Origin of the sequence: Peribacillus sp. YIM B13482 (assembly GCF_042787975.1) — a bacterium.
Classification (GTDB): Bacteria; Bacillota; Bacilli; order Bacillales; family DSM-1321; genus Peribacillus; species Peribacillus simplex_A.
Genome location: NZ_JBHZPF010000007.1, coordinates 91,644 through 118,319, shown reverse-complemented (window position 1 = coordinate 118,319; position 26,676 = coordinate 91,644). Strand labels below are relative to the sequence as shown.

Sequence of the window (26,676 nt, the reverse complement as noted above, 5' to 3'; positions counted from 1 at the left end):
TCTAGCAGGTGTTCCGTTATTAGAATGAGTAATAAATATCTGTTTAAACTCATCAGTATATGTAATTCCTTTAGTACTGACTGATTTCACATAAGGATTAGTTGACAATATCTCTATTTCTTTTGTCGTGAAGAGCTTTTTAGCCATTTTTCCATTCTCCTCTGCTTGTAGTCATTCCATTGTACAAAAAAAGACCCTGTAGAGTAGACACTTTTTTTAAGTGTCTACTCTACAGGGTACAGTTTAGTTTACTCCTAAGTGCCTCTTTTTTATCTGTTCAGCAAAGATAAAGAAATCTATTGTTTTGAATTTGAAGGTATTTGGCTTGCTGGTATATAATACATGAAATCACTAGCCATGAAAGGGGAGTTGAGGATGACGATGAATGAGAAAGAAACAGCTATCTTTGCAGGAGGCTGTTTTTGGTGCATGGTTGCTCCCTTTGATGAAATGGATGGAATCATTAGCGTGACATCGGGTTATACGGGCGGTAGTTTTACCGCGCCTAGTTACAAACAAGTGATTACTGGTTCGACTGATCATGTTGAAGCGGTTCAAGTGGAATTCGATCCATCAATCATTTCCTATAAAGCGTTATTAGAGATATTTTGGCACCAAATCGATCCAACGGATGACGGTGGCCAGTTCTCGGATAGGGGAGAGCAATACAAGGCAGCCATTTTCTATCTTAATGAACGTCAGAAACAGGAAGCAGAGCAATCGAAGGAAGCTTTAATGATGAGCGAACGGTTTAAGATGCCTATCGTTACGGGTATTTTACCCTCGGGGAAATTTTACGCAGCAGAGGAATACCATCAAGAATTCCATCGAAAAAATCAATTTCGCTATGCATTGTATCGTAAGGGCTCGGGACGGGATGCTTTCATTAAGGAAAATTGGCCTAAGGATAATGCTCGTCTTAGGAAGACCTTAACCGAGCGTCAGTTCCATGTAACCCAGGAAAATGGCACGGAGCCTCCTTTCGATAATGCTTATTGGGATCACTTTGAAGAAGGCATTTATGTGGATGTCGTTTCTGGGGAGCCCCTATTCAGTTCACGTGATAAGTATGATAGCGGTTGTGGGTGGCCGAGTTTCAAGAAGCCTATCATGTCGGCAAGTGTCAATGAAAAAATGGATCTCAGCCACCGAATGACCCGGACCGAGGTGCGCAGCAGGGACGCCGATTCGCACCTTGGACATGTTTTTCCTGATGGCCCCAATCCTAAAGGCACGAGATATTGCATAAACTCTGCGGCCCTTCGATTCATTCCTAGAAATGAAATGGAGAGAGAGGGATATGCAGACTTATTATTACTTTTTAAAATGAACTAACTAGTTGTAGGGGAACACAGCTGGATAAAGTGGATGAAAATTTATATCGATGCATCCTTGATAACTCTTCTAAGTTGGATCCATCTATTCAGCAGATTCCAATGTGGAAATTGAGAAGCTTCTAGGGGACAGAATGCATTGACTATCAAGAACTTATTCATCAATTTATCGGGAGTTTCCCTTTTAGACACGATGATTGCCCATCAGATTTTTCAATTGATAAGTACCCTGCCTGTTGGGCATTGAATCGACCATTTCCGGTATTCGTCCTGATGTAGCCCAGACATCGATTCAGTTAGGACTTGATTTTAGTCAAGTTTCGACACATAGTACTCTTAAACAGGCCCTTTCCAAGCAAGGCATCAAACTTTACGAGAGAAAATGATATAAGGGTGCAGAGAATGAAAAGAACCAGATCCCGCTAGGAATCTGGTTCTTTTTATTGACTCTATAACTTGAAGGAACTTTTCAAACCAACAATTTGGTTGAAGACCAATTGGCCGGGCGAAGTGAGTTTTGAATCAACATTGTAATACCCATGCCTGAAGAATTGGAATTTATCCTGAGGCTTAACATCTTTCATGTTAGGCTCGACAAAGCCTAGTAAAATTTCTACGGAATCAGGGTTTACCCGCTCCAAGAATGATTTTTCTTCTTCATCTGCATTTTCCTTATCCAATATTAAAGGCTGATAGTTGCGGAATTCTGCTGAAACGGCCTGTGTAGCTTCGACCCAGTGCAATGTACCTTTTACTTTACGGCCAGTGAAGCCAGATCCGCTTTTCGTTTCAATGTCGTATGTGCAGCGAAGCTCAATGACGTTACCGTCTTCGTCTTTTATCACTTCTTCACATTTAATGAAATAAGCATGTTTTAAACGGACTTCATTGCCCGGGAAAAGACGGAAATACTTTTTCGGCGGGTTTTCCATGAAATCGTCCTGTTCGATATATATTTCACGTGAAAATGGGATTTGCCGTGTGCCCATTTCCGGAACTTCCGGATTGACCTCAGCATCAAGCCATTCAATCTCACCTTCCGGGTAGTTGGTGATGACCACTTTAAGCGGGTTTAGAATAGCCATGGTTCGCGGAGCCTTCAGCTTTAAGTCTTCCCTCACGAAATGATCGAGCATTTGAGAGTCTACAACACCGCTTGTTTTTGCGACACCTATCTCTTGGCAAAATGCACGAATCGCTTCGGGTGTATACCCGCGTCTTCTTAATCCCGAAACGGTAGGCATCCGTGGGTCGTCCCAGCCGTCCACGAAGCTCTCATCCACGAGCTGCTTCAGTTTTCGCTTGCTCATTACTGTATTAGTCAGGTTAAGACGGCCAAATTCATATTGTTTTGGTTTGCTGTCCATTTCACAATTTTCAACGATCCAGTCATAAAGGGGGCGTTGATCTTCGAACTCAAGCGTACAAATGGAGTGGGTGACTCCCTCGATAGCATCTTCAATAGGGTGGGCAAAGGCATACATCGGATAGATGCACCATTTGTTGCCGGTATTATGGTGTTCGGTATGGGAGATACGGTATATAACGGGATCGCGCAGGTTAATGTTAGGTGAGCTCATATCGATTTTTGCACGCAATACTTTTGCACCGTTCCCGAATTCGCCGCTGCGCATCTTTTCAAATAGTTCAAGGTTTTCCTCTACGGTTCTATTGCGGTAGGGGCTATCTTTCCCTGGCTCGGTCAGCGTTCCGCGATATTCACGGATTTGGTCGGCATTAAGGTCGTCCACATATGCCAGTCCTTTATTGATGAGCAGCACAGCTCTCTTATACATTTCATCAAAATAGTCGGAAGCGAAGAAAAGGTTATCCCAGTCGTAGCCGAGCCATTTTACATCTTCCTTAATGGAGTTGACATACTCGATATCTTCTTTCAATGGATTCGTATCATCGAAACGAAGGTTTGTTTTCCCATTGAAATCATCAGCCACCCCAAAATTCAAAATAATTGATTTGGCGTGCCCGATATGTAAATATCCATTAGGCTCAGGAGGGAAGCGGGTGATGACATGATCATGTTTTCCGGACTCTAGATCATCTTTTATAATATTTTTAATAAAATTCGAAGAGTTATTTTCCAACTGAATTCGACCTCTTTCATTTATATACTTCTTTTAATTTTACCTGTATATATACCATAAATACAGATATTTTTCCATGTTCGAGCCGGAATCAGGGTTTTGGGATATGTTCTGAAACAATCATCAAGTATATATTTTGTACAGTCAGATTGAAAATATCCCTGAAATTTCAATCATATAAATGAAGAACTAGCTAACTGGCAAATAAAGAAAAAATGAACGGGTTTTACATGCAAAATAAGCAATACAGGAATTCACGCCTGTACTGCTTATAATGATGTCCGGGCTCAAGGCCGGATTATCGGCAGTGAAGGACGAATTCTTCCCGCCAAATCAAAAGACTGTCGTTTGCAGGAATTCTTTTGTACGCTCTTCTTTTGGATTGGTGAAGAATTCTTTTGGCGGGCCGCTTTCGACAACCCGTCCATTATGCATGAAGACAATCCAATCCCCAACTTCACGTGCAAAGCTCATTTCATGTGTAACGACTACCATTGTCATTCCTTCCAAGGCAAGTTCCTTCATCGTAGCAAGAACCTCCCCGACAAGTTCGGGATCCAGAGCGGAGGTGGGCTCATCAAAGAGCAGGATATCAGGTTTCATGGCAAGGGCGCGGGCTATGGCAACACGCTGTTTCTGACCACCTGAGAGCTTGCTTGGATAAACATCCGCTTTATCTGATAAACCGACTTTGGCAAGCAATGCTTTTGCATCTTCAATAGCCTGGGCCTTAGGGATCTTTTTGACGTGAGTCGGTGCTTCGATGACATTTTCAAGTACGGTCATATGCGGGAAGAGATAGAAATGCTGAAAAACCATTCCGACTTTCTCACGGATTTTATTAATATCATGTGTACCAGGTTTGATTTCCGTTCCTTCAATAAGGATTTGCCCGCTGTCCTTCTTCTCCAAATAATTCAAGCAGCGGAGAAGTGTGCTTTTTCCGGAACCGCTTGGTCCGATCAGACAGACAACATCGCTATCCAACACCTTCATATCGATATCTTTGAGTACATGTAGGTTTCCATAAGATTTATTTAAATTCCTAATGCGAATCATTTCTTTTTGTTCCATTTCAATTCCCCCTATCGATCACTAATGGACAGTTTCTTTTCGAATAAATTGACGATAATGGTCAGGAATGCCACTAGAATCAAGTAGTAGACCGCTACAATCAATAAATAAGTCATTTCATCGAAATTGTTGGAACCTAACGTAGTGGCTACGTTAAACAGCTCATTCATGGATATGAAGGCTGCCAGTGATGAATCCTTCAGACCGATGATGAATTGGTTGCCTAGCGGCGGCAATGCACGACGGAAGGCTTGAGGTAAGATGATTCTTCTTAATGTGAGCGAATTGCTCATGCCAAGGGAGCGTCCGGCTTCCATTTGGCCTTTGTCGATGGATTGGATCGTACCACGTAAAATTTCAGAGATATAAGCTCCATTATGGAAGGCCAGGGCAAGTGACGCCGCCCAGAAGTCTGGTAGTAAGAAGAGATTGCTGATACCGAAATAGAGTATGAAAATCTGTACGATAAGCGGTGTACCCCGTACCAGGAATACATATGTATCTGAAATCCATGCAAGAATTTTTATATTTGATATTTTTAAAAGTGCAAATAACAGCCCAATGATGATTCCCACCAATATGGAGACTACCGTCAGTTCCAATGTTAGGAGCATGGCTCGGATGAATACGTCCGAGGAGCTAAATAATGTATCAAAAAAATGTGAGAAACTTGGCAATGTAATGACTCCCTTTCTAACAATCTTTATTCAGGCTTAGTTGTGATATCCTCACCAAAGTACTTTTTACTGATTTTCGCAAGAGTTCCATCTTCCCGGAGGTTTTCAAGTGCTTCGTTGATGCGTGCAAGCAGCTGTGGGTTGTCGTTAGGCAGTACGATGGCCTGCTCGCTTCGTTCTATCAATTGTCGTCCTTTGATGTCGAAACCTTCCTTGGTCGCTTCCTTGCCGGTTACAAAGTCGGTGATGACGGCATCATGACGTCCTCCGCTCAATGCTTTCAGGGCGGTGATATCACTATCATAGGTTTTTACATTGGTTGTATACTTTTCGGCTGTGGTTGCGTAAGTGGAGCCTTTAGAAGCCGCAACTTCCTTTCCCTTTAAATCTTCGACCGTTTTAATATCGCTATCTGAGCGGACGAAAATTTGAGGACCTGAGTAGTAATAAGGGGTGGAGAAGGCAACATGTTTACTTCGTTGTTCATTAATTGTATGACTGGCAACCGCGGCATCTGCCCGACCGGTTTTGACACCTTCTACTATACCTTTGAATTTTATCCGTTTAGGTACTGGCTCTAGGCCGAGTTCTTTGGCTATTGCATCGCCAACTTCAATATCGAATCCTGTTACGGTCATGTCATCATTGACATAACTGAATGGCTTGAATTCGCCTGAGGCAGCGAATACAAACTGTTCCTTATTGATCAGCTTACTCCCATCCTCTAGCTGGTCTTTTTCAGCACAGCCGGACAGAAGACCAAGAATAACCAGAATGGATAGCATGAATGTAACTGATGATTTCATGATAATTTCATTTCCCCCTTTGAAAAAACTAATAGAATGGTCTATACCCTTATGAGGTAGTGAAATAACCTCATTCACTAGGGAAAATAAAACTGAAATAAAAAAGGGTGCCCAGATCATGCTGACATTTCATTCATGAATCCCTTCACTATGCACTTCTTAAAGGTTCTCGGCCATTGCCTTCATTTCCTCCTAAATTACCGGTAATTTCCTGAAAAAATGACAATAATTATTTAATAGGGTAAGAGATTTCGACTAGATTCAACTCTAGAAATGAATATAAAAATGAATATAAAACAATTCAGGATGATGGTTTAATCTCTATCGAAAGAGAAAAATGGTTGAAAACCGCATCTATTGAAATGAAAGGAAATGAATTAAAACTGTGGGGATAACGAAAAAAGCTTCGTATTGTCTGCCAACAAAATCCTGAATTTGTTGACTGACTTTAATTTTGCCTATGAAGTGAAGTATAATATAGCAAAATAGAAGAAGGGCAGTTGGGAAAATGGTAAGCAACTTTGTGCAAGATCAATTACAGGAATTTCGCGAAAAAAATCAAGATAGAGGCCGCTTAATTATAAAATGTCCGGACCAGTCAGGAATTGTTTCAACAGTTACAGCCTTTCTTAAAGAATATGATGCAAATATTGTTGAATTGAGCCAGTATTCGATGAATCCTGAGGGCGGTACCTTTTTCACCAGGATTGAATTCGATTGTCCAGGATTAAAGGATAAGGCAAAGGATATGCAACTTGCATTTCAGGAAGTTTCGACAACATTTTCAATGCAATGGACATTTAACCATGTGAGTGATTTGAAGAGGACGGCAATCTTCGTTTCCAAGGAACCGCATTGTCTTCTGGAATTGCTATGGGAATGGCAAAGCGGGGATTTATTAGCTGATATTGCGCTAGTCATAAGTAATCATGAAGATACCAGGCAAATTGTCGAATCGATGGGCATCCCTTTTTATTATATTCCTGCAAATAAGGATATACGTAAGGAAGTTGAGACAAAACAGCTTGGACTTTTGGAAGAGTTCAATGTGGACCTAATTGTATTAGCTAGGTATATGCAGATATTGACGCCGGATTTCGTAGCTGCCCATCCAAACAAAATCATCAATATACATCATTCATTTTTACCTGCCTTCATTGGTGCCCGGCCTTATGAAAGAGCTTATGATAGAGGTGTTAAGCTAATTGGGGCGACTTCCCATTATGTGACGAATGATTTGGATGAAGGTCCAATCATCGAGCAGGATATTGAACGTGTGGACCATCGCGATTCAGCAGGGGATATGAAGAAAATCGGTCGTTCAGCTGAACGCAGAGTGCTGGCCCGTGCAGTTAAATGGCATTTGGAGGACCGCGTCCTCGTTCATGAAAATAAAACGGTAGTCTTTTAAAGTGAAGATCCCCCTTGGTTTGCCAAGGGGGTTTTTAGCATGGATTGGATAATGAAATGTTTAATACGTGTACACCACCCTGACTGAGGCGGTGATATTCAATTCTCCAGGCTGGATCGGGGTGGATGCCATTTTTGAAAAGGTGCTCGTTTGGAAAAGGATTGGCGTCGTGGTTTCTGATACTTCGTCAACTTGATTAGGGATTGGATTCAATGAGATTCCTATTGTTCGAGCCATGGAGAGTGCCTTTTCGTATGCCTTTTTTAAAGCGAGCGAAAGTGCCCGGTTATAATATGCTTCTGGATTGGATAAGGAAAAGCGGATGCTTGTGATCGAATTGGCACCGCTTCTGACTGCCGTGTCGATAATGCTGCCTATTTTTTCGATGTCTGTCGTTTGGGCTTGGATCATGTGCTGGACTTTATAGTTCTTGAACAATTCCTTTCCGTCGATATAATCATATTGTGGATCGATTCTATAATCACTCGTTTTCAATTGCTCTTCGGGTATGCCAGCGGATTTAAGTGATGCGATGACATTCGCGATTGCTTGGGAATTGGCCTGCTGGGCCTTTTGCGGGTCCTTATCCTCTGTTATGACTCCAAGGGTGATTATGGCTTGATCCGGGGCAGCTTGAAGCGTCTCTGAGCCGGAAACTCTTAATGTATGTTCATCATTGCGGTAATAATCCCTATCGGGGGCATTATATTCTTGATTCATGTTGACACCAGCCTTTTTAATGAGATCTCAACCCTATTGTACGAAGTATGAACGGGAAACATGATTGAAATATCTCCATCTTTATCGATACCGTCGAAAAACCCATAAAAAATTTCTATAATATCTTCAAGCTTAAGATATACAAAAAAACACTCGGCCTGGACCGAGTGCGCTTTACTTATGAATGACTTGAACCCTGCCAACCTGGCCATCAGTCAATCTTACTTTAATTCCATGAGGGTGACTGCTGGAGTTGGTTAAAATATCCTTTACAGTTCCGCTTGTCAGTTTTCCGCTGCGTTGATCAGCTTTAAGTATAATGTCCACTGAGGTACCAGGGGTAATGTCTTTCCGATTTTTACCGTTCATGTTCAATTCAATCCTTTTCAGAGTTATTTGCAATCATTCAATCATGCATAACTTCAGTATAAGGAAAACGGCGAACCCAGTCGACTATTACTAACATTGTCCATTAGCGTATTTTTTTCAATGGTTCGACGGCAGGACCATTTAATACTTCCCCGGTTATAGAGTAACGGGAGGAATGGCATGGGCAGTCCCAGGTACGGTCGCCGCTGTTCCATGCAACCTCACACCCCATATGGGTACATGTGGAATCGACAATATGCAGCTGACCATCATGATCTCGGTAGCACCCAGCCTTGTCTCCATTGACCTTCACGATTGCCCCTTCATCAATGCCTAAGTCTTCTGGCGTTTTAAGAATGGTGGCCAATTTGCCTTTTATCAAATGTTTTGCTACATCAGCATTAACTTGAACTATATTCTTCAAGCCTTTTAAACGGGAAGGGGCATACAATTCTGCATACCGGTTATCCCTTTGCAAAATATGGTCAGTCAAGATTTTAGCGGCAATCGATCCATTCGTCATACCCCATTTTGCATAACCCGTTGCAATTAGAACGTTTTGATGATTGGATGTCACTGGACCGACGAAGGGGATATTATCCGGTGACATAATATCTTGTGCCGACCAGCGATATGGAATATCCGTAACATCGAAATATTGGGAACTGAAGTCCTTTAAGGCCTCATAATGCTCGATAGTCGAGATTCCCTGGCCTGTTTTATGGCCTTCCCCGCCGACAAGTATAAGTTTTTCCCCATTTTCCAATTCCGTATAGCGAAGGGATCGGGTAGGGTTGTCTGCACTGTAATACATCCCACCTGGATATTCCTGATCAGTCTTAATTCCAAGTACATAGGACCTTTTTACATAAACACGGGCAAAGTATAAGCCCGTTTCATCATTGAAAGGGAAGTGGGAGGCAACGATTACCTGATTGCTTTTGATTGTATATCCAGTATCGGTTTGAACGGTCGGTGGGTCGCCGTCTTCAATCTTCATGGCCGTTGTCCGTTCATAGATTGTCCCTCCAGCTTCAAGAATCTTGGAGATGAGGGCAGTTAAATATTTTAACGGATGGAACTGAGCTTGATCTTTCATTATCACTGCAGCTTTACAAGGAATGGAGAAAGGGATACTCTCTGCATAATCCCCCCGAATGCCAAGCTTTTGATAGGCTTTCAGTTCATTTTGGACTTTGCTTTTATATTCATCGGTGTTCGCGTAAACATAGGCATCTTGTGCAGTCAAATTACATTCAATGGAATGTTCTTCTACCAAGTCTTTGATTAATTTCATTCCATCTGCATTCGCTTCATAATAGAGTTTGGCCTTCTCTTCTCCATGTTCGGTGATCAACTGGTCGTAAATCAGGCCATGCTGGGCTGTTATTTTTGCTGTAGTGTGTCCGGTTGTTCCAGTAAGGATTTCGCCTGCCTCAATCAGTGTGACTTTAATGCCTTGTTTAGCCAATAGATAAGCTGAAGTGATTCCAGTTATTCCGCCGCCTACTATTAAAACATCAGTGGTTATATCTTTATCTAGTTTAGAAAACGAAGGGAAAGTTAACGCACTGCGCCAATAGGGTTCCGGAAATTGAGGAAGGTTTGTATTTTTATCAGTCATTTGAATACCTCCATACAGTTCATTAGTGAATCGTCCATTTATTACCATACCCAAATCCGCTATTTATACCCCTATTTTTTGTAAGAGAAAGATTCAGAAAAATACATTATTTGGTTTGTTTACAAATTAGTATACATGTAAACAAAAATAGTTTTGTTGTACACAAATATGTATTCATGTTTACAATCATGTACACATGGCTATATATAAGGTGTATACATATTTTTTCTATTGAAAACAAATTGAAAACAATTCGACAAATATAGCTACAACTAATGAAGGAATGACTATCGGGATAACTTTTTCAGCTTCCAGAATCGTGGGAAGGAGGGCTGTTAAATATCTTAAAGGAATGAAACTGTGCTTGGATCATAGAAGATTTACAAGCAGAAAGGCATTTCTTCTGCATAATCCCTGCGAATGGCTAGTTTCGATAGGCTTTTAGTTCTTTTTGAATTTTACTTTTATATTCATCAGTATTCGCGTGAATATAGGTATCCATTGCAGTCAAATTACATTCAATGGAATGTTCTTCTACCAAGTCTTTGATAAGCTCATTCCGTCTGCATTGGCTACATAATATAGTTTGGCTTTCTCTTCACCATGTTTTAGTGATCAAACAAATCGTAAATCAGGCCATGCTGTGGTGTGTCCCTTCCCGTTGTTCCATTAAGGATTTCGCCAGCCTCAATCAGTGTAACTTTAATACCTTGTTTAGCTGAGTAATCCCTGTAATTCCGCCGCCTGCAATTAAGACGTCAGTAGTTATATCTGTATCTAGTAAAAGAAGGGAAAGTTAACGGACTGGGCTAATAAGGTTCCTGAGTTTGGAGGTTTCTGTATTTTTCTCAATCATTTGAATACCTCTGTACAGTTCATTAGTGAATCGCCCATTTATTACCACAACCAAATTCACTATTTATACGCTTATTTTTGTAGGGGGAATGATCAATTAAAAATACAATATAAGGTTTGTGTACAAAAACGTATACGTGTAAACAAAAAAAGATGCATCGTGTACAATTACGTATACCTGTGTGCAAATGCGTACACATAGCTATATATATGGTGTATACATATTTGTTCCTATTGTAAACAATTTGAAAACAATTCGACAAATCTAGCTATTACTAATGAAGGATTGACTATCGTGGAAACCTTTTCTATCCTTAAAGGGAATGGTTCACTATTTTTTTTCTATAAAAAAGGGGATGTTTTTAGATGAGTTCTAGAATCGCAGCAGTAGACGTAGGAAATGATGCTATCAAAGCTATTTTTGGAAAGCTAGAGTCTGAACTATATATACCAAATGTCATTGCAAAAGACATAGAGGACCGTCCGGTCATTGGGATTGAGGAACTTAATGAAAAAAACCCATTGGAAGGGATTCATATTAGGGTCCATTCACCGGCTCTGCAAGACAATAATGCGATTTATCGCGTTGGGAACTTGGCGACAAAAAGTGATAATCCTACAGAACTGGATTTAGGAAGCAGTAAATCGGAAGAAGATCAAACATTAGTCATGCTTTTTGCGGCTCTTGCATTAGACGCTGCCAAGTTGGGGGACAACGATACATTCAAAAAAGTGAATAATGTTGTGGAAGCCAACTATACGCTTGGAACAGGGTTGCCACTTCGGGAGGTTAAAGAAGGGAAAGACGTCGGGTACCGCTCGAAATTACTTGGTTCAGTCCACCAGGTGGAATTTTTAATTACTCCTAAATACCAAGGCATGAAGGTTAATATCAAATTCGATGAAGTGAAAGTCTATCCAGAAGGCTTCGCTGCATACATAAATTTGGTCATGGATAAAGATTTGAATATCATTAACCGTGAATTAATAGATAGAAGAATACTCATTCAGGATATCGGTGGATTATCGACAGATATCGCGGTCATTAAAAACCGTAAAGTTGACGATGACAAAGCTCAAGGATTCAATTTGGGAGTAGCTGAAGCCCTTGAATCGATTCGTGAAGAAATCAGGAAGAAACATGGTGTCGAGCTGGATAGCAGACGCGACGTCGTTGAAATCATCACGAAGAAAAATGATCGCAATCATATTATGGTTCGCGGAAGCCGGACTAGTGTCCATGATATCGTTGACCGTATTTTGGGAGAACTGGCCAAAAAGCAATATCGCCACCTGCGCAATGTATGGCAAAAAAATTCCCAAACGGAAATCTGCTATTTCGTAGGCGGGGGATCAATTGTCCTGAAAGATTACTTGAAAACATTGAATCAAAATTTCGATGGCTACAATATAGACTTTTTCGAAGATGAGCGGGAAAGCGTTTGGATGATGGCAAACGCCTATTATAAATTGATTTCGGATTTTAAACGCCGGAATGCAAAGGAACAGAATCAGTCCCAGCAAAAGAAGAAAGAACAAAGAACGGGTTCCATTAAATAGGTGAGAGAATGAAAAAAACAGCTTCTTCTGAAATTAAAAGAGGGCAAGCCATCACTTTTCGTATCCCTTCGGATGTATCAGACTATACGTTAAGACAGCTGCAGAAATTGAAGGAAACGGAAAGAAGGAATTTTTCCAGTAAAATTGCCGAGTATGTTCTCGATGGAGTCGGGCAATCCACCCATCAGGATCGGGAAATGATTGCCCTGCCCATGCCGAACAAGCTAAGCAAATCTCAGCGTGATTGGCTCAAGCATTCCCACTCAGAAGCTATGCTTGGAACGATTATGTACAACCTTTTATCCGATCCTTTACGCGCTACGGCCTTGCTTGCCTCTTTGAACAGTAATGGATCGAATGAGGAATATATGCAAGTTGAGCTTGAAGAAAAGGAAGTGGAGGGGGTCAAGGAAGACTTGCCTAAGAGAGATCTGGATGATTTTGATTGGAGTTTGGAAGAACCCGAACAACAAGTGGAAGAACCCGAACAAGAAGAGGAAAATCTTGATGATCTCCTGGGTGATTTTCTTGATCAAATGAACCAGTAATATATAGGAGGATATCTGACGAAAAGTTGGATATCCTTCTTTTTATTGGAGAGCTGGTTAAAAAAAGAGGAACCACAGGGGGTTCCTCTTGAAATGATCAAGCTAGGAAAATCAGTTGATAGAGGAATAGAATAGCAAACACGTACACGAACGGATGCACTTCACGGAACTTGCCTCTAGCCATTTTTAAAATGGGATAGGCGATGAATCCAAGTGCTATCCCGTTTGCGATGCTTGACGTTAAAGGCATGGCGACAATGACCAAAAAGGCTGGGAATGACTCATCAAAGTGTGTCCAGTCAATTTCATTAATGCTTTTGATCATCATACTACCCACGATGATCAAGCTTGGTGCCGTGATTGCCGCTACATTTGAAACAGCCCCTATCAGTGGACTGAAGAAGGCAGTTATTAAGAAAAGGATGGCCACAACTAACGCGGTTAAGCCTGTCTTGCCGCCTGCTCCTACCCCAGCTGAAGATTCAACTGAGGCTGCGGTCGGGCTTGTACCGAACATGGCACCAACGGTAGTGCCGATGGAGTCTGCAAAAAAAGCACTGCCGGATTTTTCAAGCCTATTATTCTTCAACAATCCGGCTTGGCGAACAATGCCTAATAAAGCACCTGTCGTATCGAATAACATCACAAGTAAAATGGAGAAGACGACGCCATAAAGCCCGTAGTTAATAACATCCGCGATAGATGTGATTGGATTGGCGACTATTATCCCTTCAGGTAATGTAGGAGTGGAAACAAGACCATCCACTTCCAATTGGCCTGTAAAGAAAGCGATTATGGCAGTCACGATCATCCCGATGAATATCGCACCCTGTACATTACGTACGATCAGCACAATCGTAATGACCAGACCAACCAATGTAAGTGCCACACTAGGGTCCCTGAAGCTTCCAAGGGTGACTAGGTTGGATTCATGCTGTGTTACGACACCTGACAAGCGAAGTCCGATAAAGGTGATGAAAAGTCCGATTCCGGCACTGATTGCATGCTTTAAGTTATTGGGGATGGCCTCAATCAATTTTGAGCGGAAAGAGGTAAGTGATAAAAGGATAAAGATGATACCGGTAACAAAGACTGCCGAAAAGGCAACTGTGTATGAGATATCATGGGCTCCCAGTACCGAGTATGCAAAATAAGCATTCAATCCCATGGCCGGTGCTATGATAATTGGGTAATTGGCTAAAAGGGCCATGCATAGGGTACCGACTATTATTGCGATTATGGTTGCTGTGAATGCCTGGTCGAAAGGAACTCCGGCATCAGAAAGGATCATTGGGTTTACAACGATGATATAAGCCAGTGTTAAAAAGGTTGTAAGCCCCGCAAGTACTTCGGTCTTAATATTTGAATTCCGTTCTTTTAATTTAAACATGCGGTCACTCCTTTTTTATATAAAAAAAATCCTTGCAAAACTCTACAAGGATAAGATGCTTACCCTTTTTCAAGTAAGCAGCTCGATAGTATGGATAATAAAACCTTATAAATTATATTAGAAAAATAACTAAAGTACAATAGCATGAAAAATTTTAAGTGACAGGTTTTCTCGAAAATAGATAATGATATACTAACAAATAGCTTAGACTAAGAAAAATGACCTTTAGTGAAGGAAGTGTACCCATTTCCTGAAGTTGGTTTACCAGTCAATAAAATGAAGAAATTCAGAAAGTAGGCAAATACATGACAAAATTCATCGACCTTGGCGTCAGCCCGGCGATTAACATGATATTAAAGCAAATAGGAATATCCAACCCCACCCCCATACAGGAGAAATCGATACCGGATATCCTTGCTGGAAGAGATGTCATCGCGAAGGCGCAGACGGGAACGGGGAAGACCTTGGCGTTTTTGCTGCCAATCCTGGAAAAAGTCGATCCTGCTGCATCCCACATACAATCCCTGATCGTCACGCCAACCAGAGAATTGGCTTTGCAAATCACAGCCGAATTGAAAAAATTCGCCAATGAAATCGAAGGACTTCAGGTGCTTGCAGTTTATGGCGGACAGGATGTCGAGCAGCAAATGAAAAAGCTGACAAGAAATATTTCTGTTGTGGTTGCCACACCAGGCAGGTTATTAGATCATTTAAGAAGGGGCACCATTGACCTTTCCCAAACTCAAACACTTGTGCTGGATGAAGCTGATCAAATGCTCCATATTGGATTTTTACCAGAAGTGGAAGAAATCATGGGTCAGCTTCCAGAGGAGCGCCAAACGTTGCTCTTTTCAGCGACGATGCCTGAACAAGTGCATCAATTGGCTAAGCGCTACATGAATAAACCATTAACCGCCGCTGTGAAGGCTGAGCAAGTAACGGTTGAGCAAATCAGACAGCTTGTCATCGAAACGACCGATCGTGCCAAACAGTCTTCATTAATTAATATAATTAAAGAAGAACAGCCATACCTGGCGATCATATTTTGCCGTACAAAACGTCGCGTTTCAGTTTTGAATGATGCCCTCAAGGCAGCTGGATTCAATTCTGAAGAACTCCATGGGGACCTTTCACAGGCAAAGCGGGAACGCGTCATGAAAAACTTCAGGGATGCCAAGCTTCAATATTTAGTGGCAACGGACGTTGCTGCACGAGGACTTGATGTAGAAGGTGTGACACATGTATTCAATTATGATGTTCCCGAGGACGCTGAAAGTTACATCCATCGAATTGGCCGTACAGGACGAGCGGGTGAAAATGGCTTGGCTGTAACCTTCATTGCCACGAAGGATCTTCAGCTTTTAAGCGATATAGAAAAAGGGATCTCCATGAAAATCGAAAGAAAGACGATTGAAGGAGTGAAAATGTTCCAACCTGATGAGGTGGGACAAAAAAAGAAACGTTATGATGATAATGCTGAAGTGGGTACCCGCCGACCGCATTCAGGAGGGGGAAGGCGCCATCGGGAACGGATAGATACGAGAGGACCGAATCGAGGCAGTCACCGTTCTGTAAATCAAGCGGACAATCGTGAAATCGAGAGGGAGAAACCACGGGGAGGCCGGATGGAAAACAGCCGCGGACCTAAACGTGAGGATTCACGGGGAGGCCGGATGGAAAACAGCCGCGGACCTAAACGTGAGGATTCGCGGGGAGGCCGATCGGAAGACAGCCGTGGACCAAAGCGTGACAATCCACGAGGAGATCAAAGAGACAGCCGTAGAGCAAACAGTGCACAAGGGCCAAGTAATCTTAGGGGTGGATCAGGCAGCAGCCCCAATAGAGGGAGAAACCGGTAAAAGGGGGAGACTGGAGTGGAAAAGCCTTGGTTGGCAGAATATCCAGTTTCGTTGGAGCTTGCAGGAAAATTAATCATGCTGCAGTTTCCGGAAATTGAGTTGAAAGAGATCAAGCAGCTTGGGGAGGGGTTCGATAATACGGTCATACAAATCAATGGGCAATTTGTATTCCGTTTCCCTCGCCGCCCTATTGCAGTTACGTTGATTCAGTTGGAAAATCAGCTTTTGCCTTCAATTGCAGGGACTTTTCCGCTTGATATCCCTGAACCAATCTTTTTTGGGAAACCAAGTACACTATATCCTTATCCTTTTACCGGTTATAAAATGGTAAAGGGACACTTGCCTGTAGAAGGAACAAAAGCAAAGAAGTCTGAATCGGCAAAAAGATTTGCCCATTTTTTGAAAGTTGTTCACCTTTTCCCTGTAGAAAGGGCTAAGCATTTAGGTGTACAGCCTGATGGGATGATGAGGCTTGATGTATCCTATCGCAAGAAGTCGCTAATGGAAAATGTCTCAAATCTAATAAAGCTAGGATACTTTGAACAAGCTGATGCGGTTAAAGATTTTGTTGGAGGGCTAGGCGAGTTGGGTGCTCCGCAACCGAGTTCACTCGTTCATGGAGACATTCATATCCGAAATGTTTTACTTGATGACGAAGGCGTTCTTACAGGTATCATTGATTGGGGAGATGTGCATATCGGAAACCCTGCCATTGATTTATCCTTTTTATATAGTTATTTCCCAAGAGAAGCGCGCCGAGGCTTTTTTGAAATCTATGGTGAAATCGAAAAAGAAACGGAGAGCTTAGCCAGGTTCAGAGCAATATATATGCTTGTTACATTACTCGTTTATGGCATTGATCGCCATGATGAAGAGCTGATAGCCATTACGAGTATCGGTTTGAAATTTGCTATAGAAGAATAATTGTAATGCTCTTTTGATGTCTAGGAGGTTCATATGAAGGCAAGTTATTATCATACAATCACATTAATGGGGAACATGTTGGAACAAGCTAATATTCCTTATCAATATACAGGTCAACCTGCTCTGTTCGTGCAAGGAGTGGATATTGATAATTATGAGAACATCGTCATTGATGTACAATGGGATCTTTTTGATGAGGCATTAGATCTTTTTTCCGAATACTCCCCGACAAAGCCTGAAAAAAGTCCTGAGACTGCCTCTTTTCAAATGGATGTCGAGGGGATTTCTGTCACTGTCCACTGCAGGTTTAACACGACCATTAAAACTGACCCTTATCGTTTGTCTATAAAGATGGGGGATATGGAGGTATGGTGCAGGTCGTTGTACAGTTATTTATACGATGAAGAAATGAGAAGGTACAGTGCCGAGATTCATGCTTACTTATTTGCCGAGCAGAAAGGGTTCACAGCGGAAAATGAACAGGCGTGGAACCAGAATAATTACTTAGCGCTTGTCAATCGTTATGGAAATCCTGCGGAACTGGCATCGAAAATCAAGCAAAACCCAAAATGGAGACTGCACCCTTTTTATAAATATATGGGGGACATATCCGGTAAAAAAATTACTCATTTGATGGGGTCGAACGGTGTCAAAGCAGTTGCGATGGCCATATTGGGAGCCACAGTGAAAGTTGTTGATTTTTCCCAGGAAAACGCAACGTTTGCAAATGAGCTGGCAAATGGGTCCGATGTCTCCATCGAGTATATTGTTTCCGATGTGCTTTCATTACCGTCGGAACATGAATCAGGGAATCAGGATTTGATCTTAATGGAGCTTGGCGTGCTTCACTATTTAATCGATCTCCAGCCGTTATTTGAAAAAATTAAATCGATGTTGAAACCCGGAGGCCGATTCGTACTGCATGAATTTCACCCGATTTCAACAAAGCTCATTACTTCGAATGGCAAAAAGCATAAGATAACAGGAAACTATTTTGCACCGGCAATCGAAAATAATGAGGTCGCTTTTTCCAAGCATATGCCGGATGAGGAAAAAGGGAGCCTTTCAAGAGTTGTACAGCGTAAATGGACAATCGGGGAACTTATAACGTCAATAGGTCAATCAGGGCTTGTTATTAAAGTACTCGAGGAAGAACCGAATCATAAAATCCACGATATTGGACTTCCGAAAACATATACATTGGTGGCGGAACGAGTTTAAGCTGCTGTTAAGGAAATAATGCTGACTGAATGAGTCTTTTCAGTCAGCTTTTTATTTACTTCATAATAAAAGGGGATGCCGCGTTCTGCGACATCCCCTAAAAAAAATTAATTTTGAGCCGACCATTCTTCTACATCCCATACTTTGGTAACCCAATCTTCATAGAAGTCAGGTTCATGGCATACGAGGACAATCGTTCCTTTATACTCTTTCAATGCACGTTTCAGTTCTTCTTTTGCAACTACATCCAAATGGTTAGTCGGTTCATCGAATAACAGCCAATTGCTTTCGGTAAGCATAAGTTTACACAGACGTACTTTTGATTGTTCACCACCGCTTAAATGGCTCATTGGACGTGTAATGTGCTCGTTTTTCAGACCGACACGGGCAAGAATGGCACGTACCTGTGGTTGGTCTAGATGCGGGAATGCATTCCACACTTCATCGATTGGTGTCGTATTGCCTGCTTTGACTTCCTGTTCAAAATAAGAAGAAAAAAGGAAATCGCCAAGTGATCTTTTGCCGCCTAGAGGATCAATTTTGCCCAAAATCGTTTTTAAAAGAGTGGATTTTCCAACTCCATTACAGCCGACCACGGCGATTTTTTCTCCCCGTTCGATTGTCATGGACAACTTCGGAAGCAATGGGCGGTCATATCCAATTTCCAAATCCTCACCTTCAAATACATAACGGCTGCTCGCACGTGATTCTTTAAAGTCAAAGGTAGGTTTCATTGCAGTTTCTGGACGATCGATACGTTCCATGCGATTCAATTGCTTTTGACGGCTCTTTGCCCGACCGGTCGTTGAGTAACGGGCTTTATTTTTTGCAATGAAATCTTCTTGCTTTTTAATGAATTCACGCTGTTTTTCATAGGCATTGATGTGCTGATTTTTATTCAATTCGGCAAGCTCAAGGAATTTTTCATAAGTTGCCGTGTAACGGGTCAGTTTTGAAAATTCAAGATGGAAAATGATGTCGACGACGCCGTTCATGAACTCGGTATCATGCGAAATTAATAAGAAAGCATTAGGATATTCCTTTAGGTAGCTGCTCAGCCAGCGGATATGCTCTACATCCAAGTAGTTCGTCGGTTCATCAAGGAGCAGTACTTCAGGCTGTTCCAAAAGTAACTTGGCTAGTAAAACTTTTGTCCGTTGTCCACCGCTTAGGGCAGAAACGTCACGGTCCAATCCGATTGCATCCAACCCTAAACCGCGTGCCGCTTCTTCAATTTTAATATCCAGATTGTAAAAACCACCGGCTTCAAGCTTGTCCTGGATTTCACCCATTTGTTCCAAGAGTTCTTCAAGTTCTTCTGGAGTGGCTGTCCCCATTTTCTCTGTTACTTCATTCAATGCTTTTTCCTGCTCGAATAAAGGTAAGTATGCATCCCTTAAGACGTCGCGAATCGATTTACCTTTAGAAAGTATCGTATGCTGATCTAGATATCCATATTCGACACCAGGTGTCCATTCCACCCGGCCATCATCATGGATAAGCTGTCCTGTAATGATATTCATCATCGTTGACTTTCCGACACCATTTGCCCCGACCAGACCAACATGTTCGCCGGCCATCAGGCGGAAGGAAACATCCTTGAATAAGGTGCGGTCGCCAAAGCTGTGTGCTAATTTATCTATAGAAAGTAAGCTCATTTATATTGAACCTCCCAATTAATTTGAAAAAATCCCTACGTTTCATCATACTAAAATCTGCACGGGATTGCTATCTAATCTATTAATTTACATATATGCCCTTTGGTGACAATCGAGCCCTTGGCAGGGAAAATCGTAATGATGAATATAGGATCGACACCTGTTGGACCTGTTTTTGGATGCCATGCCTATGCATTATCGCCCTGTCATAAATTATGTGAGATAATAGAGAAATCAGTTTAAAAGGGAAGGATGTTTACTATGAGTAAAACAGTCGTACTGGCCGAGAAGCCTTCGGTCGGAAGAGATATAGCAAAAGTGCTGAATTGCGGGAGAAAGGGTAATGGTTTTTTTGAAGGCGATCAGTATATCGTCACATGGGCTCTAGGTCATTTGGTGACACATGCAGATCCGGAAACTTATGATGAAAAATATAAAACTTGGCGCCTTGAGGACCTGCCCATGTTGCCGAATTCTTTGAAATTGGTCGTGATCAAGCAATCAGGCAAGCAATTTCAATCAGTTAAAACACAGCTGAACCGCAATGATGTCAAGGATATCATCATTGCAACAGATGCAGGCCGTGAAGGGGAACTTGTTGCACGCTGGATTCTCGAAAAAGCGAATGTGAAGAAGCCAATCAAGCGGCTTTGGATTTCCTCTGTAACGGATAAAGCGATCAAAGATGGATTTAAAAAGCTGAAGGATGGCAAGGAGTATGAAAATCTATTTGCCTCTGCTGTGGCCAGAGCGGAAGCGGACTGGATCGTTGGGATGAACGCGACACGCGCTCTTACAACCAAGCACAATGCCCAGTTATCCTGCGGTCGGGTCCAAACGCCGACACTTGCGATGATTGCAAAAAAGGAAGAAGAAATAAAACAATTCCAGCCTAAGAAATATTATGGCGTTTCGGCAAATGCAGAATCCGATTTGCGCCTAATCTGGCAAGATGCCCAATCAAAAGATATACGCACATTCGATAAAGCCAAGGCAGAAAAGGTTCTAGCAGCCGTGAAGGGGAAAAAGGCAGAAGTGGTGGAAGTGAACAAAGCCCATAAGAAAAGTTTTGCCCCTTCTTTATATGATTTAACGGAACTTCAACGGGACGCCAATAAGAAATTCGGCTATTCGGCGAAAGAGACATTATCGATCATGCAGCGCTTATATGAAAGCCATAAAGTCTTGACGTACCCAAGGACGGATTCACGCTTTTTATCAACGGATTTAGTTGATACGCTAAAAGAAAGATTACAGGCCGTCAGCATTAAACCATATGCCCAGTATGCATCGAGGATCCTGCGCAGTCCGATTAAGGCCAATAAATCGTTCGTGGATGATAGTAAGGTATCGGATCATCATGCAATCATCCCCACTGAGCAAACGCCGCTACCGGGAAAACTGAGCGACAAAGAATCGAAAATCTATGATCTGGTCGTTAAAAGGTTCCTTGCCGTATTGATGCCGCCTTTTGAATATGAGCAAACGACCATAACCGCGAAAATGGGGCAGGAGACGTTCATGGCAAAAGGGAAGGTCGTCCTGAAATCAGGCTGGAAGGAAGTCTATGATCATCAATTTGATGAGGAAGAAGCTAAAGATGGCCTTGCCGAGCAACTGCTTCCGAACGTTCAAAAAGGTGACAGTTTAACCATTTCGACTGTGAAACAAACAGAGGGTGAAACGAAACCGCCGGAACCATTCAATGAAGGCTCACTTCTTTCGGCAATGGAAAATCCTGCTCGTTTCATGACAGGGGAAAGCAAAGAACTCATCAAGACTCTGGGTGAAACTGGCGGGATTGGGACTGTTGCAACGCGTGCTGACGTTATTGAAAAACTGTTCAATAGCTTCCTGATCGAAAAGAGAGGGAAGGGCCTTCATGTTACTTCGAAAGGAAAACAACTCCTTCAATTGGCACCTGAAGACTTACGATCTCCAGCACTGACAGCTCAATGGGAGCAAAAGTTAACAGCAATTGCAAAAGGAAAGCTAGCAAAACAGGCTTTCATCGGCGATATGCGCGCCTACGCTAAAAATATCGTTCATGAAATCAAAAATAGTGACCAAAAATTCAAGCATGATAACGTGTCAGGAACGAAATGTCCTGATTGCGGCAAGCTGATGCTTGAAGTGAATAGTAAAAAGGGAAAAATGCTTGTCTGTCAAGATCGTGAATGTGGCCACAAAAAAGGTGTTTCACGTGTAACAAATGCCAGGTGTCCACAATGTCACAAAAAGATGGAAATGCGCGGTCAAGGAGAAGCACAGACATTCACATGTAAATGCGGTTTTCACGAAAAACTTTCTTCTTACAATAAACGAAGAGGGCAAACTAAAAATCAAAAAGTATCAAAAAATGAAGTCTCCAATTATATGAAAAAGCAAAATAAAGAAGAGCCGATCAATACTGCATTAGCGGATGCTTTGGCCAAATTGAAATTCGATAAATAAAAGAAATAGGTCCTTCACTATTAGTTTTTATAGTGAGGGCTCTTTTTGTGGGATTATTTGCATGGGCAGAGTGGGCATAATCCTTGCAGTTTTCTGCTTCCGCAGGGCCATCTTTCCTGACAATAAGATTGCCGCTTAATGAAGTGGCGAAATTCATAAAAAAAGACAGTGGAAAGGGATGGAGCATTCACTCCATCCCTTTCCATATATCGCGGCTACGACTAAATTTCATTCAGTACGGTCCCTTGCAATTCATATTCAAGTGTTTTATCAGTTTTTTTTGTGTGTTTATCCGAATCCACTAGTGTAAGCGTACAGAATGGTTGCTGATCACCCGGACTGAAAATTGCTTCATCATTCTCTTTGTTCCATTGGCTTCTGATTGTACTCATCGTGCACATCATCTCCTTTGGTGAGAATGTCTTACAGTATTTGTATACCCGGATGGGACAGGTTCAAACATTTCTTTTTAAAAAAGTGTAATTATATACCAGCTGTAATGTATATCCATTATTTTTCTGCAGATATTTATCGAAATAAAAAAATGAATATGAATTAAATGGTTAAATTCATAATATATTGTTCGCCGATATTTCCAAACTTTCTCAAACCCGTATCATGAAATCCAGCCCTAACATACAGCTTTTGTGCGGGGATGTTCTTATGATTGACAGCTAATACAATTTCATCGCAATTAGGAAATTCTGATTTAACAAACTCGTCCAGTAGGAGCATGCCTTGTTTTGCATAGCCTTTTCCCTGCTGCTTATAATCAACTGATAATGCGGTCAGCAATATGGCATTGGGGTTAGTCGAATATTCTTTTACGCGATCTGTTGAATGCAGTAAAAAGAAACCCACAGGTTCATCATCACTTAAAATGACAATACGATGCTGCCCTTTTGTTACGTCTGTAAACTTGTTTGGCAAGGCAGTAAATAGACCTTGTTCTTCAGGCAGTTCAAACTGATTTAGCTTTTCGGAATATTCATCTGAAAAATGCTTTAACTCAACGAAATTTACCTTTTCCATAAAATGCTCCCCCTGACCCTTCTTCTACATATTACCATTACGAAGCCGGCTATCTTCTTAATTTAAATAATTAGTGCCATTTAAAATTAATGTTCACTGAATGTTCAAGAATGGTAATATTTTAGATTTTTAATTATTATTTACCATCCAATTTCAAAGATTTATCCGATACATATCATGATAACTACAATTTGAATTCAAAAAAGGGAGGTAAAGCAGAAAGCTTTATCAGACGAATCAAATGTTAATTCTGAAGGACCTACAACAATAGAATTAAGCGATGGTTCATCTGTTGAACTTAGTTCAACAGATGAAGTTGATAACAGTAATTCAAGAAGCATACAGGCTCTGGCAATTACCTCTACAAAGATGGGGCCATGGCGTCATGAACCTAAAGATTATGGAGAAAGATTGTATACTGCTTGGGTTAAATTAAAAAGTGTAGGGGTGGTTGTTGCTACCTTAAAATTAGGTAATCATTATTCTGTTGGTAATTATGGGTTGAAAATGAGATATTGTTCTGTAGCAGGAACAAAAGGTCTACTTGGTCAAATGTAGATGCTTCATGTGATGTTACTGATTCAAAAGCTGAAAAAATAGGTTATGATATGAATGCTGTAGGAAATTATAAATTGAGTGGTAGCGTTTCTAATGGCTATGTAAGTCTTACTAGTTCTCTCAAACTTACTCTTTTAAATAAAAATAGTAAATATGCTCGTGTTTATCAAAAATATTCATATAGAGACTAAAATTTTTAATGGAGTTGAATTAAAATGAATGTATCGCCTTCTTATTTTATATTTGGTTTAATAAACATGATTTTAATGATTGGAGCTATACCAGCTATCATATACGCTTTATATTTATTAAGAAAAATTTCAAAAAAATAAAGTGAAAAAGGAAGAGGGACTTTTGTAGTCCCTCTTCCTTTTTTTGTGCCTTTGTTTCTTCAGCCAATTACAATAAGGGTCATTAATCCCCTCCAACTTGATCGAGTAGATATTAATGAGATTCTTCTAACTGGTTCTATGTTTCATGCTTGGCTCCATCGTGCAGGTTACATGGACCCAAAAGCGACTAGTTTTTTCATTTCATAAAAGACGGATGATAAACAGATAAGTATTCCGTTAGGTACCTAATGTGCCGTACATATTCGCCCAATGTTCGCTGTCGGACACCTTCAGCAACTTTTGCACGGAGAAAAATATCTAAGGCTTCTTGCAGTGTGTATTCAATTGTGAAACTTTCCGTAGTCTTACTGGTCAATTTCCGTTCCTTTAACGCTGTTCCACGCTGTTTAATAACGTGTTTTTTCATAAAAAAAGCACCTCCAGACATAGAAAGATAATAGTGAAATGGAATATCACTGTTTCCTACGTACAGAAGTGCTTTTATCCTACATACAATTTACGGCTTTTACGGTCATGCCAACAGAAAAAAACCCTGCTACAACACGGAGAAACCGCATTATAACAGGGCTTATAAACTTTAGCGTCCCAGATAGGAATCGAACCTACGACCTACAGCTTAGGAGGCTGTCGCTCTATCCTGCTGAGCTACTGGGACATATAAAAAAGTCGACGACTTATTTATTATATTTCTTATAGGCAAACTTTTCAAGTTAATAGCAATAATAATTATGAAAAAAAACATCTAGACGCTTAGGGGGCACTCAGCTCTCCTGTTTCCTTACTCTTCATTAAATGGAATACTTTATTATTTCCTGGTTTTCTGGTACTATAATGCTAGAAAAAATTAGGAGAATGATAGTGGGGAATTATAGAGTTTTATGGATGGTGACGCTGCTGGGGATTTTAATTTTACCGGCATGCTCACAAGGGATTTTAGAGGGTATAGGCACAAAGACGGCTGCGCCGATCACGGAAGATAACATTGAAGTGGCTGCAGCAGCGGAGAATGACACTGGGCAGGATTCGGAGGACGAATTATATACTGAACGAATCGATACGAGAGACTGGATAACGGCCGAGTCCGCGGTACAGCTTCCAATATTGATGTATCATAGCATTTCTGAAGGCAATGGCCTTCGGGTACCAAAAGAGGAATTCCGATTACAAATGACTTGGCTTCGGGAAAATGGTTACTATACATTATCCCCTGAAGAAGCATTTCTCGTTTTAACCGAAAATCGGATGCCGAGTGAAAAGTGTGTCTGGCTTACTTTTGATGATGGCTATACAGATAACTACACGGACGCTTTCCATATACTAAAAGAATATGATATGAAAGCGACTGTCTTCATGATCGGGAAGTCCATCGATAAAGGTCATCACCTGACTGAAAATCAAATGATGGAGATGAGCGGGAATGGGATTTCGATCGAAAGCCATACTATCAACCATTTGGAGCTGAACCGAATGACGGCAGAGCAGCAAGAAGCGGAAATGGTCCAGTCAAAGGATCTGTTCGATCGTATCCTGCAACAGGACACGACAGTGCTTTCCTATCCAGTTGGTCGTTATAATGAAGAGAGTCTCAGGCTTTCAGAAGAAGCTGGATACAAGATGGCAGTCACTACTGAACCTGGAGGAGCTTCAAGGGACCAAGGGATGTATGCCTTGCATCGAGTTCGGATTTCACCTGGATTATCAGTCGATGGGTTCGCGTCGCTGATAGAAAATGCTTCAAATCATTGAAAATGGACGGTGCATTTCAAACTTGTTCAGAAAAATCATATAATAATCGATTCTTACATGGTGTATAATGAAGGCAGTGAAAATTATATACATATGAACGATTTGGTGTCTTAATGACTTAAAAGGGAAGTTGGTGAAATGCCAGCGCGGTCCCGCCACTGTATTTGGGAGCTGACGGCTGTGTACCACTGTATGGGATATGGGAAGGTGCCGTTGACGATGACCATGAGCCAGGAGACCTGCCAAGATTCGTACACCTGTAACCTACGCGGATGGGAAGGTGTGTGGCAGACCCTAAGAGTCCGTAATGATATTGTTGCCATACAAGCATCTTCCGTTTAACGGGAGGTGCTTTTTGTTTTGGGTGCATCTTCCGAGATTATTAGGTGAAGAAATTAAAT

21 protein-coding genes, 1 tRNA gene, 1 pseudogene and 1 riboswitch are annotated in these 26,676 nt (G+C 41.4%); of the genes and pseudogenes, 9 read left to right on the top strand and 14 right to left on the bottom strand.

The window, feature by feature from the left end; genetic code table 11:
* Positions 1–147: pseudogene (locus ACFX4L_RS06350) on the bottom strand (IS3 family transposase); the annotation flags it as partial.
* A gap of 228 nt (positions 148–375) precedes the next feature.
* Here ACFX4L_RS06350 and msrB point away from each other — a divergent pair.
* Positions 376–1,335 carry a peptide-methionine (R)-S-oxide reductase MsrB gene (msrB, locus tag ACFX4L_RS06345; protein WP_377404236.1) on the top strand — a complete coding sequence of 320 codons (960 nt, stop codon included), beginning with the start codon at positions 376–378 and terminating at the stop codon, positions 1,333–1,335.
* Positions 1,336–1,783: 448 nt separating this feature from the next.
* On the opposite strand, the gene ACFX4L_RS06340 is transcribed toward msrB, so the two are convergent.
* From ACFX4L_RS06340 to ACFX4L_RS06325, 4 genes are all read right to left on the bottom strand, one after another.
* Positions 1,784–3,436: a glutamine--tRNA ligase/YqeY domain fusion protein gene (locus ACFX4L_RS06340; RefSeq protein WP_377404233.1), complete on the bottom strand. Its 1,653-nt coding sequence runs from the start codon at positions 3,434–3,436 to the stop codon at positions 1,784–1,786.
* Positions 3,437–3,769: 333 nt separating this feature from the next.
* The gene (locus ACFX4L_RS06335; protein ID WP_284469141.1) at positions 3,770–4,510 is read right to left on the bottom strand and encodes an amino acid ABC transporter ATP-binding protein; all 741 of its coding nucleotides are present in this window, start codon (positions 4,508–4,510) and stop codon (positions 3,770–3,772) included.
* An 11-nt stretch (positions 4,511–4,521) separates the two neighbouring features.
* Positions 4,522–5,187: an amino acid ABC transporter permease gene (locus ACFX4L_RS06330; RefSeq protein ID WP_061465866.1), complete on the bottom strand. Its 666-nt coding sequence runs from the start codon at positions 5,185–5,187 to the stop codon at positions 4,522–4,524.
* A gap of 26 nt (positions 5,188–5,213) precedes the next feature.
* A complete protein-coding gene (locus ACFX4L_RS06325) occupies positions 5,214–5,993 on the bottom strand; it encodes a transporter substrate-binding domain-containing protein (RefSeq protein ID WP_061465865.1) in 780 nt (259 codons plus the stop codon).
* A gap of 508 nt (positions 5,994–6,501) precedes the next feature.
* Here ACFX4L_RS06325 and purU point away from each other — a divergent pair.
* On the top strand, positions 6,502–7,404 hold the full coding sequence (purU, locus tag ACFX4L_RS06320) for a formyltetrahydrofolate deformylase (RefSeq protein ID WP_377404230.1): 903 nt from the start codon (positions 6,502–6,504) through the stop codon (positions 7,402–7,404).
* 60 nt (positions 7,405–7,464) lie between these two features.
* On the opposite strand, the gene ACFX4L_RS06315 is transcribed toward purU, so the two are convergent.
* The 3 genes from ACFX4L_RS06315 to ACFX4L_RS06305 all read right to left on the bottom strand — a co-directional run bounded on the left by ACFX4L_RS06315 (position 7,465) and on the right by ACFX4L_RS06305 (position 10,117).
* Positions 7,465–8,124, bottom strand: coding sequence for an SIMPL domain-containing protein (locus ACFX4L_RS06315; RefSeq protein ID WP_125159941.1), 660 nt, complete (start codon positions 8,122–8,124; stop codon positions 7,465–7,467).
* 174 nt (positions 8,125–8,298) lie between these two features.
* Entirely contained in the window at positions 8,299–8,493 is a 195-nt protein-coding gene (locus ACFX4L_RS06310; protein ID WP_284469142.1) for a YwbE family protein, read from the bottom strand.
* Between the two features lie 103 nt (positions 8,494–8,596).
* A complete protein-coding gene (locus ACFX4L_RS06305) occupies positions 8,597–10,117 on the bottom strand; it encodes an FAD-dependent oxidoreductase (protein WP_317778034.1) in 1,521 nt (506 codons plus the stop codon).
* 1,221 nt (positions 10,118–11,338) lie between these two features.
* On the opposite strand from ACFX4L_RS06305, the gene ACFX4L_RS06300 reads away from it, so the two are divergent.
* Positions 11,339–12,532: a ParM/StbA family protein gene (locus ACFX4L_RS06300; protein ID WP_284469144.1), complete on the top strand. Its 1,194-nt coding sequence runs from the start codon at positions 11,339–11,341 to the stop codon at positions 12,530–12,532.
* Positions 12,533–12,540: 8 nt separating this feature from the next.
* A complete protein-coding gene (locus ACFX4L_RS06295; RefSeq protein WP_061465853.1) occupies positions 12,541–13,080 on the top strand; it encodes a hypothetical protein in 540 nt (179 codons plus the stop codon).
* Between the two features lie 97 nt (positions 13,081–13,177).
* Here ACFX4L_RS06295 and ACFX4L_RS06290 read toward each other — a convergent pair whose 3' ends face one another.
* Positions 13,178–14,470, bottom strand: coding sequence for an NCS2 family permease (locus ACFX4L_RS06290; protein WP_377404226.1), 1,293 nt, complete (start codon positions 14,468–14,470; stop codon positions 13,178–13,180).
* A 305-nt stretch (positions 14,471–14,775) separates the two neighbouring features.
* Between ACFX4L_RS06290 and ACFX4L_RS06285 the strand changes: the two genes are divergently transcribed.
* The 3 genes from ACFX4L_RS06285 to ACFX4L_RS06275 are packed head-to-tail and all read left to right on the top strand — an operon-like array spanning position 14,776 to position 18,474.
* The gene (locus tag ACFX4L_RS06285; protein WP_377382759.1) at positions 14,776–16,329 is read left to right on the top strand and encodes a DEAD/DEAH box helicase; all 1,554 of its coding nucleotides are present in this window, start codon (positions 14,776–14,778) and stop codon (positions 16,327–16,329) included.
* 15 nt (positions 16,330–16,344) lie between these two features.
* Positions 16,345–17,253, top strand: a complete 909-nt coding sequence (locus ACFX4L_RS06280) for a phosphotransferase (protein ID WP_377382757.1) — start codon at positions 16,345–16,347, stop codon at positions 17,251–17,253.
* Between the two features lie 33 nt (positions 17,254–17,286).
* Positions 17,287–18,474 (top strand): class I SAM-dependent methyltransferase, encoded by a 1,188-nt coding sequence (locus ACFX4L_RS06275; protein WP_377382755.1) that lies wholly within the window; start codon positions 17,287–17,289, stop codon positions 18,472–18,474.
* A gap of 107 nt (positions 18,475–18,581) precedes the next feature.
* Here the strand turns inward: ACFX4L_RS06275 and ACFX4L_RS06270 are convergent, their stop codons facing one another.
* A complete protein-coding gene (locus tag ACFX4L_RS06270; RefSeq protein WP_377404223.1) occupies positions 18,582–20,132 on the bottom strand; it encodes an ABC-F family ATP-binding cassette domain-containing protein in 1,551 nt (516 codons plus the stop codon).
* Positions 20,133–20,393: 261 nt separating this feature from the next.
* On the opposite strand from ACFX4L_RS06270, the gene ACFX4L_RS06265 reads away from it, so the two are divergent.
* A complete protein-coding gene (locus ACFX4L_RS06265) occupies positions 20,394–22,586 on the top strand; it encodes a DNA topoisomerase III (protein WP_377382754.1) in 2,193 nt (730 codons plus the stop codon).
* 221 nt (positions 22,587–22,807) lie between these two features.
* Here the strand turns inward: ACFX4L_RS06265 and ACFX4L_RS06260 are convergent, their stop codons facing one another.
* The 4 genes from ACFX4L_RS06260 to ACFX4L_RS06245 all read right to left on the bottom strand — a co-directional run bounded on the left by ACFX4L_RS06260 (position 22,808) and on the right by ACFX4L_RS06245 (position 25,184).
* Positions 22,808–22,978 (bottom strand): hypothetical protein, encoded by a 171-nt coding sequence (locus ACFX4L_RS06260; protein WP_377404220.1) that lies wholly within the window; start codon positions 22,976–22,978, stop codon positions 22,808–22,810.
* A 163-nt stretch (positions 22,979–23,141) separates the two neighbouring features.
* Complete coding sequence (locus ACFX4L_RS06255) at positions 23,142–23,618, bottom strand: GNAT family N-acetyltransferase (protein WP_377382752.1); 477 nt, start codon at positions 23,616–23,618, stop codon at positions 23,142–23,144.
* A 1,086-nt stretch (positions 23,619–24,704) separates the two neighbouring features.
* Positions 24,705–24,935 (bottom strand): hypothetical protein, encoded by a 231-nt coding sequence (locus tag ACFX4L_RS06250; RefSeq protein WP_377382751.1) that lies wholly within the window; start codon positions 24,933–24,935, stop codon positions 24,705–24,707.
* A gap of 175 nt (positions 24,936–25,110) precedes the next feature.
* Positions 25,111–25,184 (bottom strand) — tRNA-Arg (locus ACFX4L_RS06245).
* A 188-nt stretch (positions 25,185–25,372) separates the two neighbouring features.
* Here ACFX4L_RS06245 and ACFX4L_RS06240 point away from each other — a divergent pair.
* Entirely contained in the window at positions 25,373–26,275 is a 903-nt protein-coding gene (locus ACFX4L_RS06240) for a polysaccharide deacetylase family protein (RefSeq protein ID WP_377404239.1), read from the top strand.
* Positions 26,276–26,361: 86 nt separating this feature from the next.
* Positions 26,362–26,536: riboswitch (cobalamin riboswitch) on the top strand.
* The last annotated feature ends 140 nt before the right edge of the window (positions 26,537–26,676 follow it).

Coding starts and splice junctions, on each gene's coding strand:
- ACFX4L_RS06275 (WP_377382755.1), top strand. CDS start 17,287: ATGAAGGCAAGTTATTATCATACAATCACATTAATGGGGAACATGTTG.
- ACFX4L_RS06335 (WP_284469141.1), bottom strand. CDS start 4,510: ATGGAACAAAAAGAAATGATTCGCATTAGGAATTTAAATAAATCTTAT.
- ACFX4L_RS06285 (WP_377382759.1), top strand. CDS start 14,776: ATGACAAAATTCATCGACCTTGGCGTCAGCCCGGCGATTAACATGATA.
- ACFX4L_RS06295 (WP_061465853.1), top strand. CDS start 12,541: ATGAAAAAAACAGCTTCTTCTGAAATTAAAAGAGGGCAAGCCATCACT.
- ACFX4L_RS06300 (WP_284469144.1), top strand. CDS start 11,339: ATGAGTTCTAGAATCGCAGCAGTAGACGTAGGAAATGATGCTATCAAA.
- ACFX4L_RS06260 (WP_377404220.1), bottom strand. CDS start 22,978: ATGAGTACAATCAGAAGCCAATGGAACAAAGAGAATGATGAAGCAATT.
- ACFX4L_RS06250 (WP_377382751.1), bottom strand. CDS start 24,935: ATGAAAAAACACGTTATTAAACAGCGTGGAACAGCGTTAAAGGAACGG.
- ACFX4L_RS06325 (WP_061465865.1), bottom strand. CDS start 5,993: ATGAAATCATCAGTTACATTCATGCTATCCATTCTGGTTATTCTTGGT.
- ACFX4L_RS06265 (WP_377382754.1), top strand. CDS start 20,394: ATGAGTAAAACAGTCGTACTGGCCGAGAAGCCTTCGGTCGGAAGAGAT.
- purU (WP_377404230.1), top strand. CDS start 6,502: ATGGTAAGCAACTTTGTGCAAGATCAATTACAGGAATTTCGCGAAAAA.
- ACFX4L_RS06310 (WP_284469142.1), bottom strand. CDS start 8,493: ATGAACGGTAAAAATCGGAAAGACATTACCCCTGGTACCTCAGTGGAC.
- msrB (WP_377404236.1), top strand. CDS start 376: ATGACGATGAATGAGAAAGAAACAGCTATCTTTGCAGGAGGCTGTTTT.
- ACFX4L_RS06290 (WP_377404226.1), bottom strand. CDS start 14,470: ATGTTTAAATTAAAAGAACGGAATTCAAATATTAAGACCGAAGTACTT.
- ACFX4L_RS06305 (WP_317778034.1), bottom strand. CDS start 10,117: ATGACTGATAAAAATACAAACCTTCCTCAATTTCCGGAACCCTATTGG.
- ACFX4L_RS06315 (WP_125159941.1), bottom strand. CDS start 8,124: ATGAATCAAGAATATAATGCCCCCGATAGGGATTATTACCGCAATGAT.
- ACFX4L_RS06255 (WP_377382752.1), bottom strand. CDS start 23,618: ATGGAAAAGGTAAATTTCGTTGAGTTAAAGCATTTTTCAGATGAATAT.
- ACFX4L_RS06270 (WP_377404223.1), bottom strand. CDS start 20,132: ATGAGCTTACTTTCTATAGATAAATTAGCACACAGCTTTGGCGACCGC.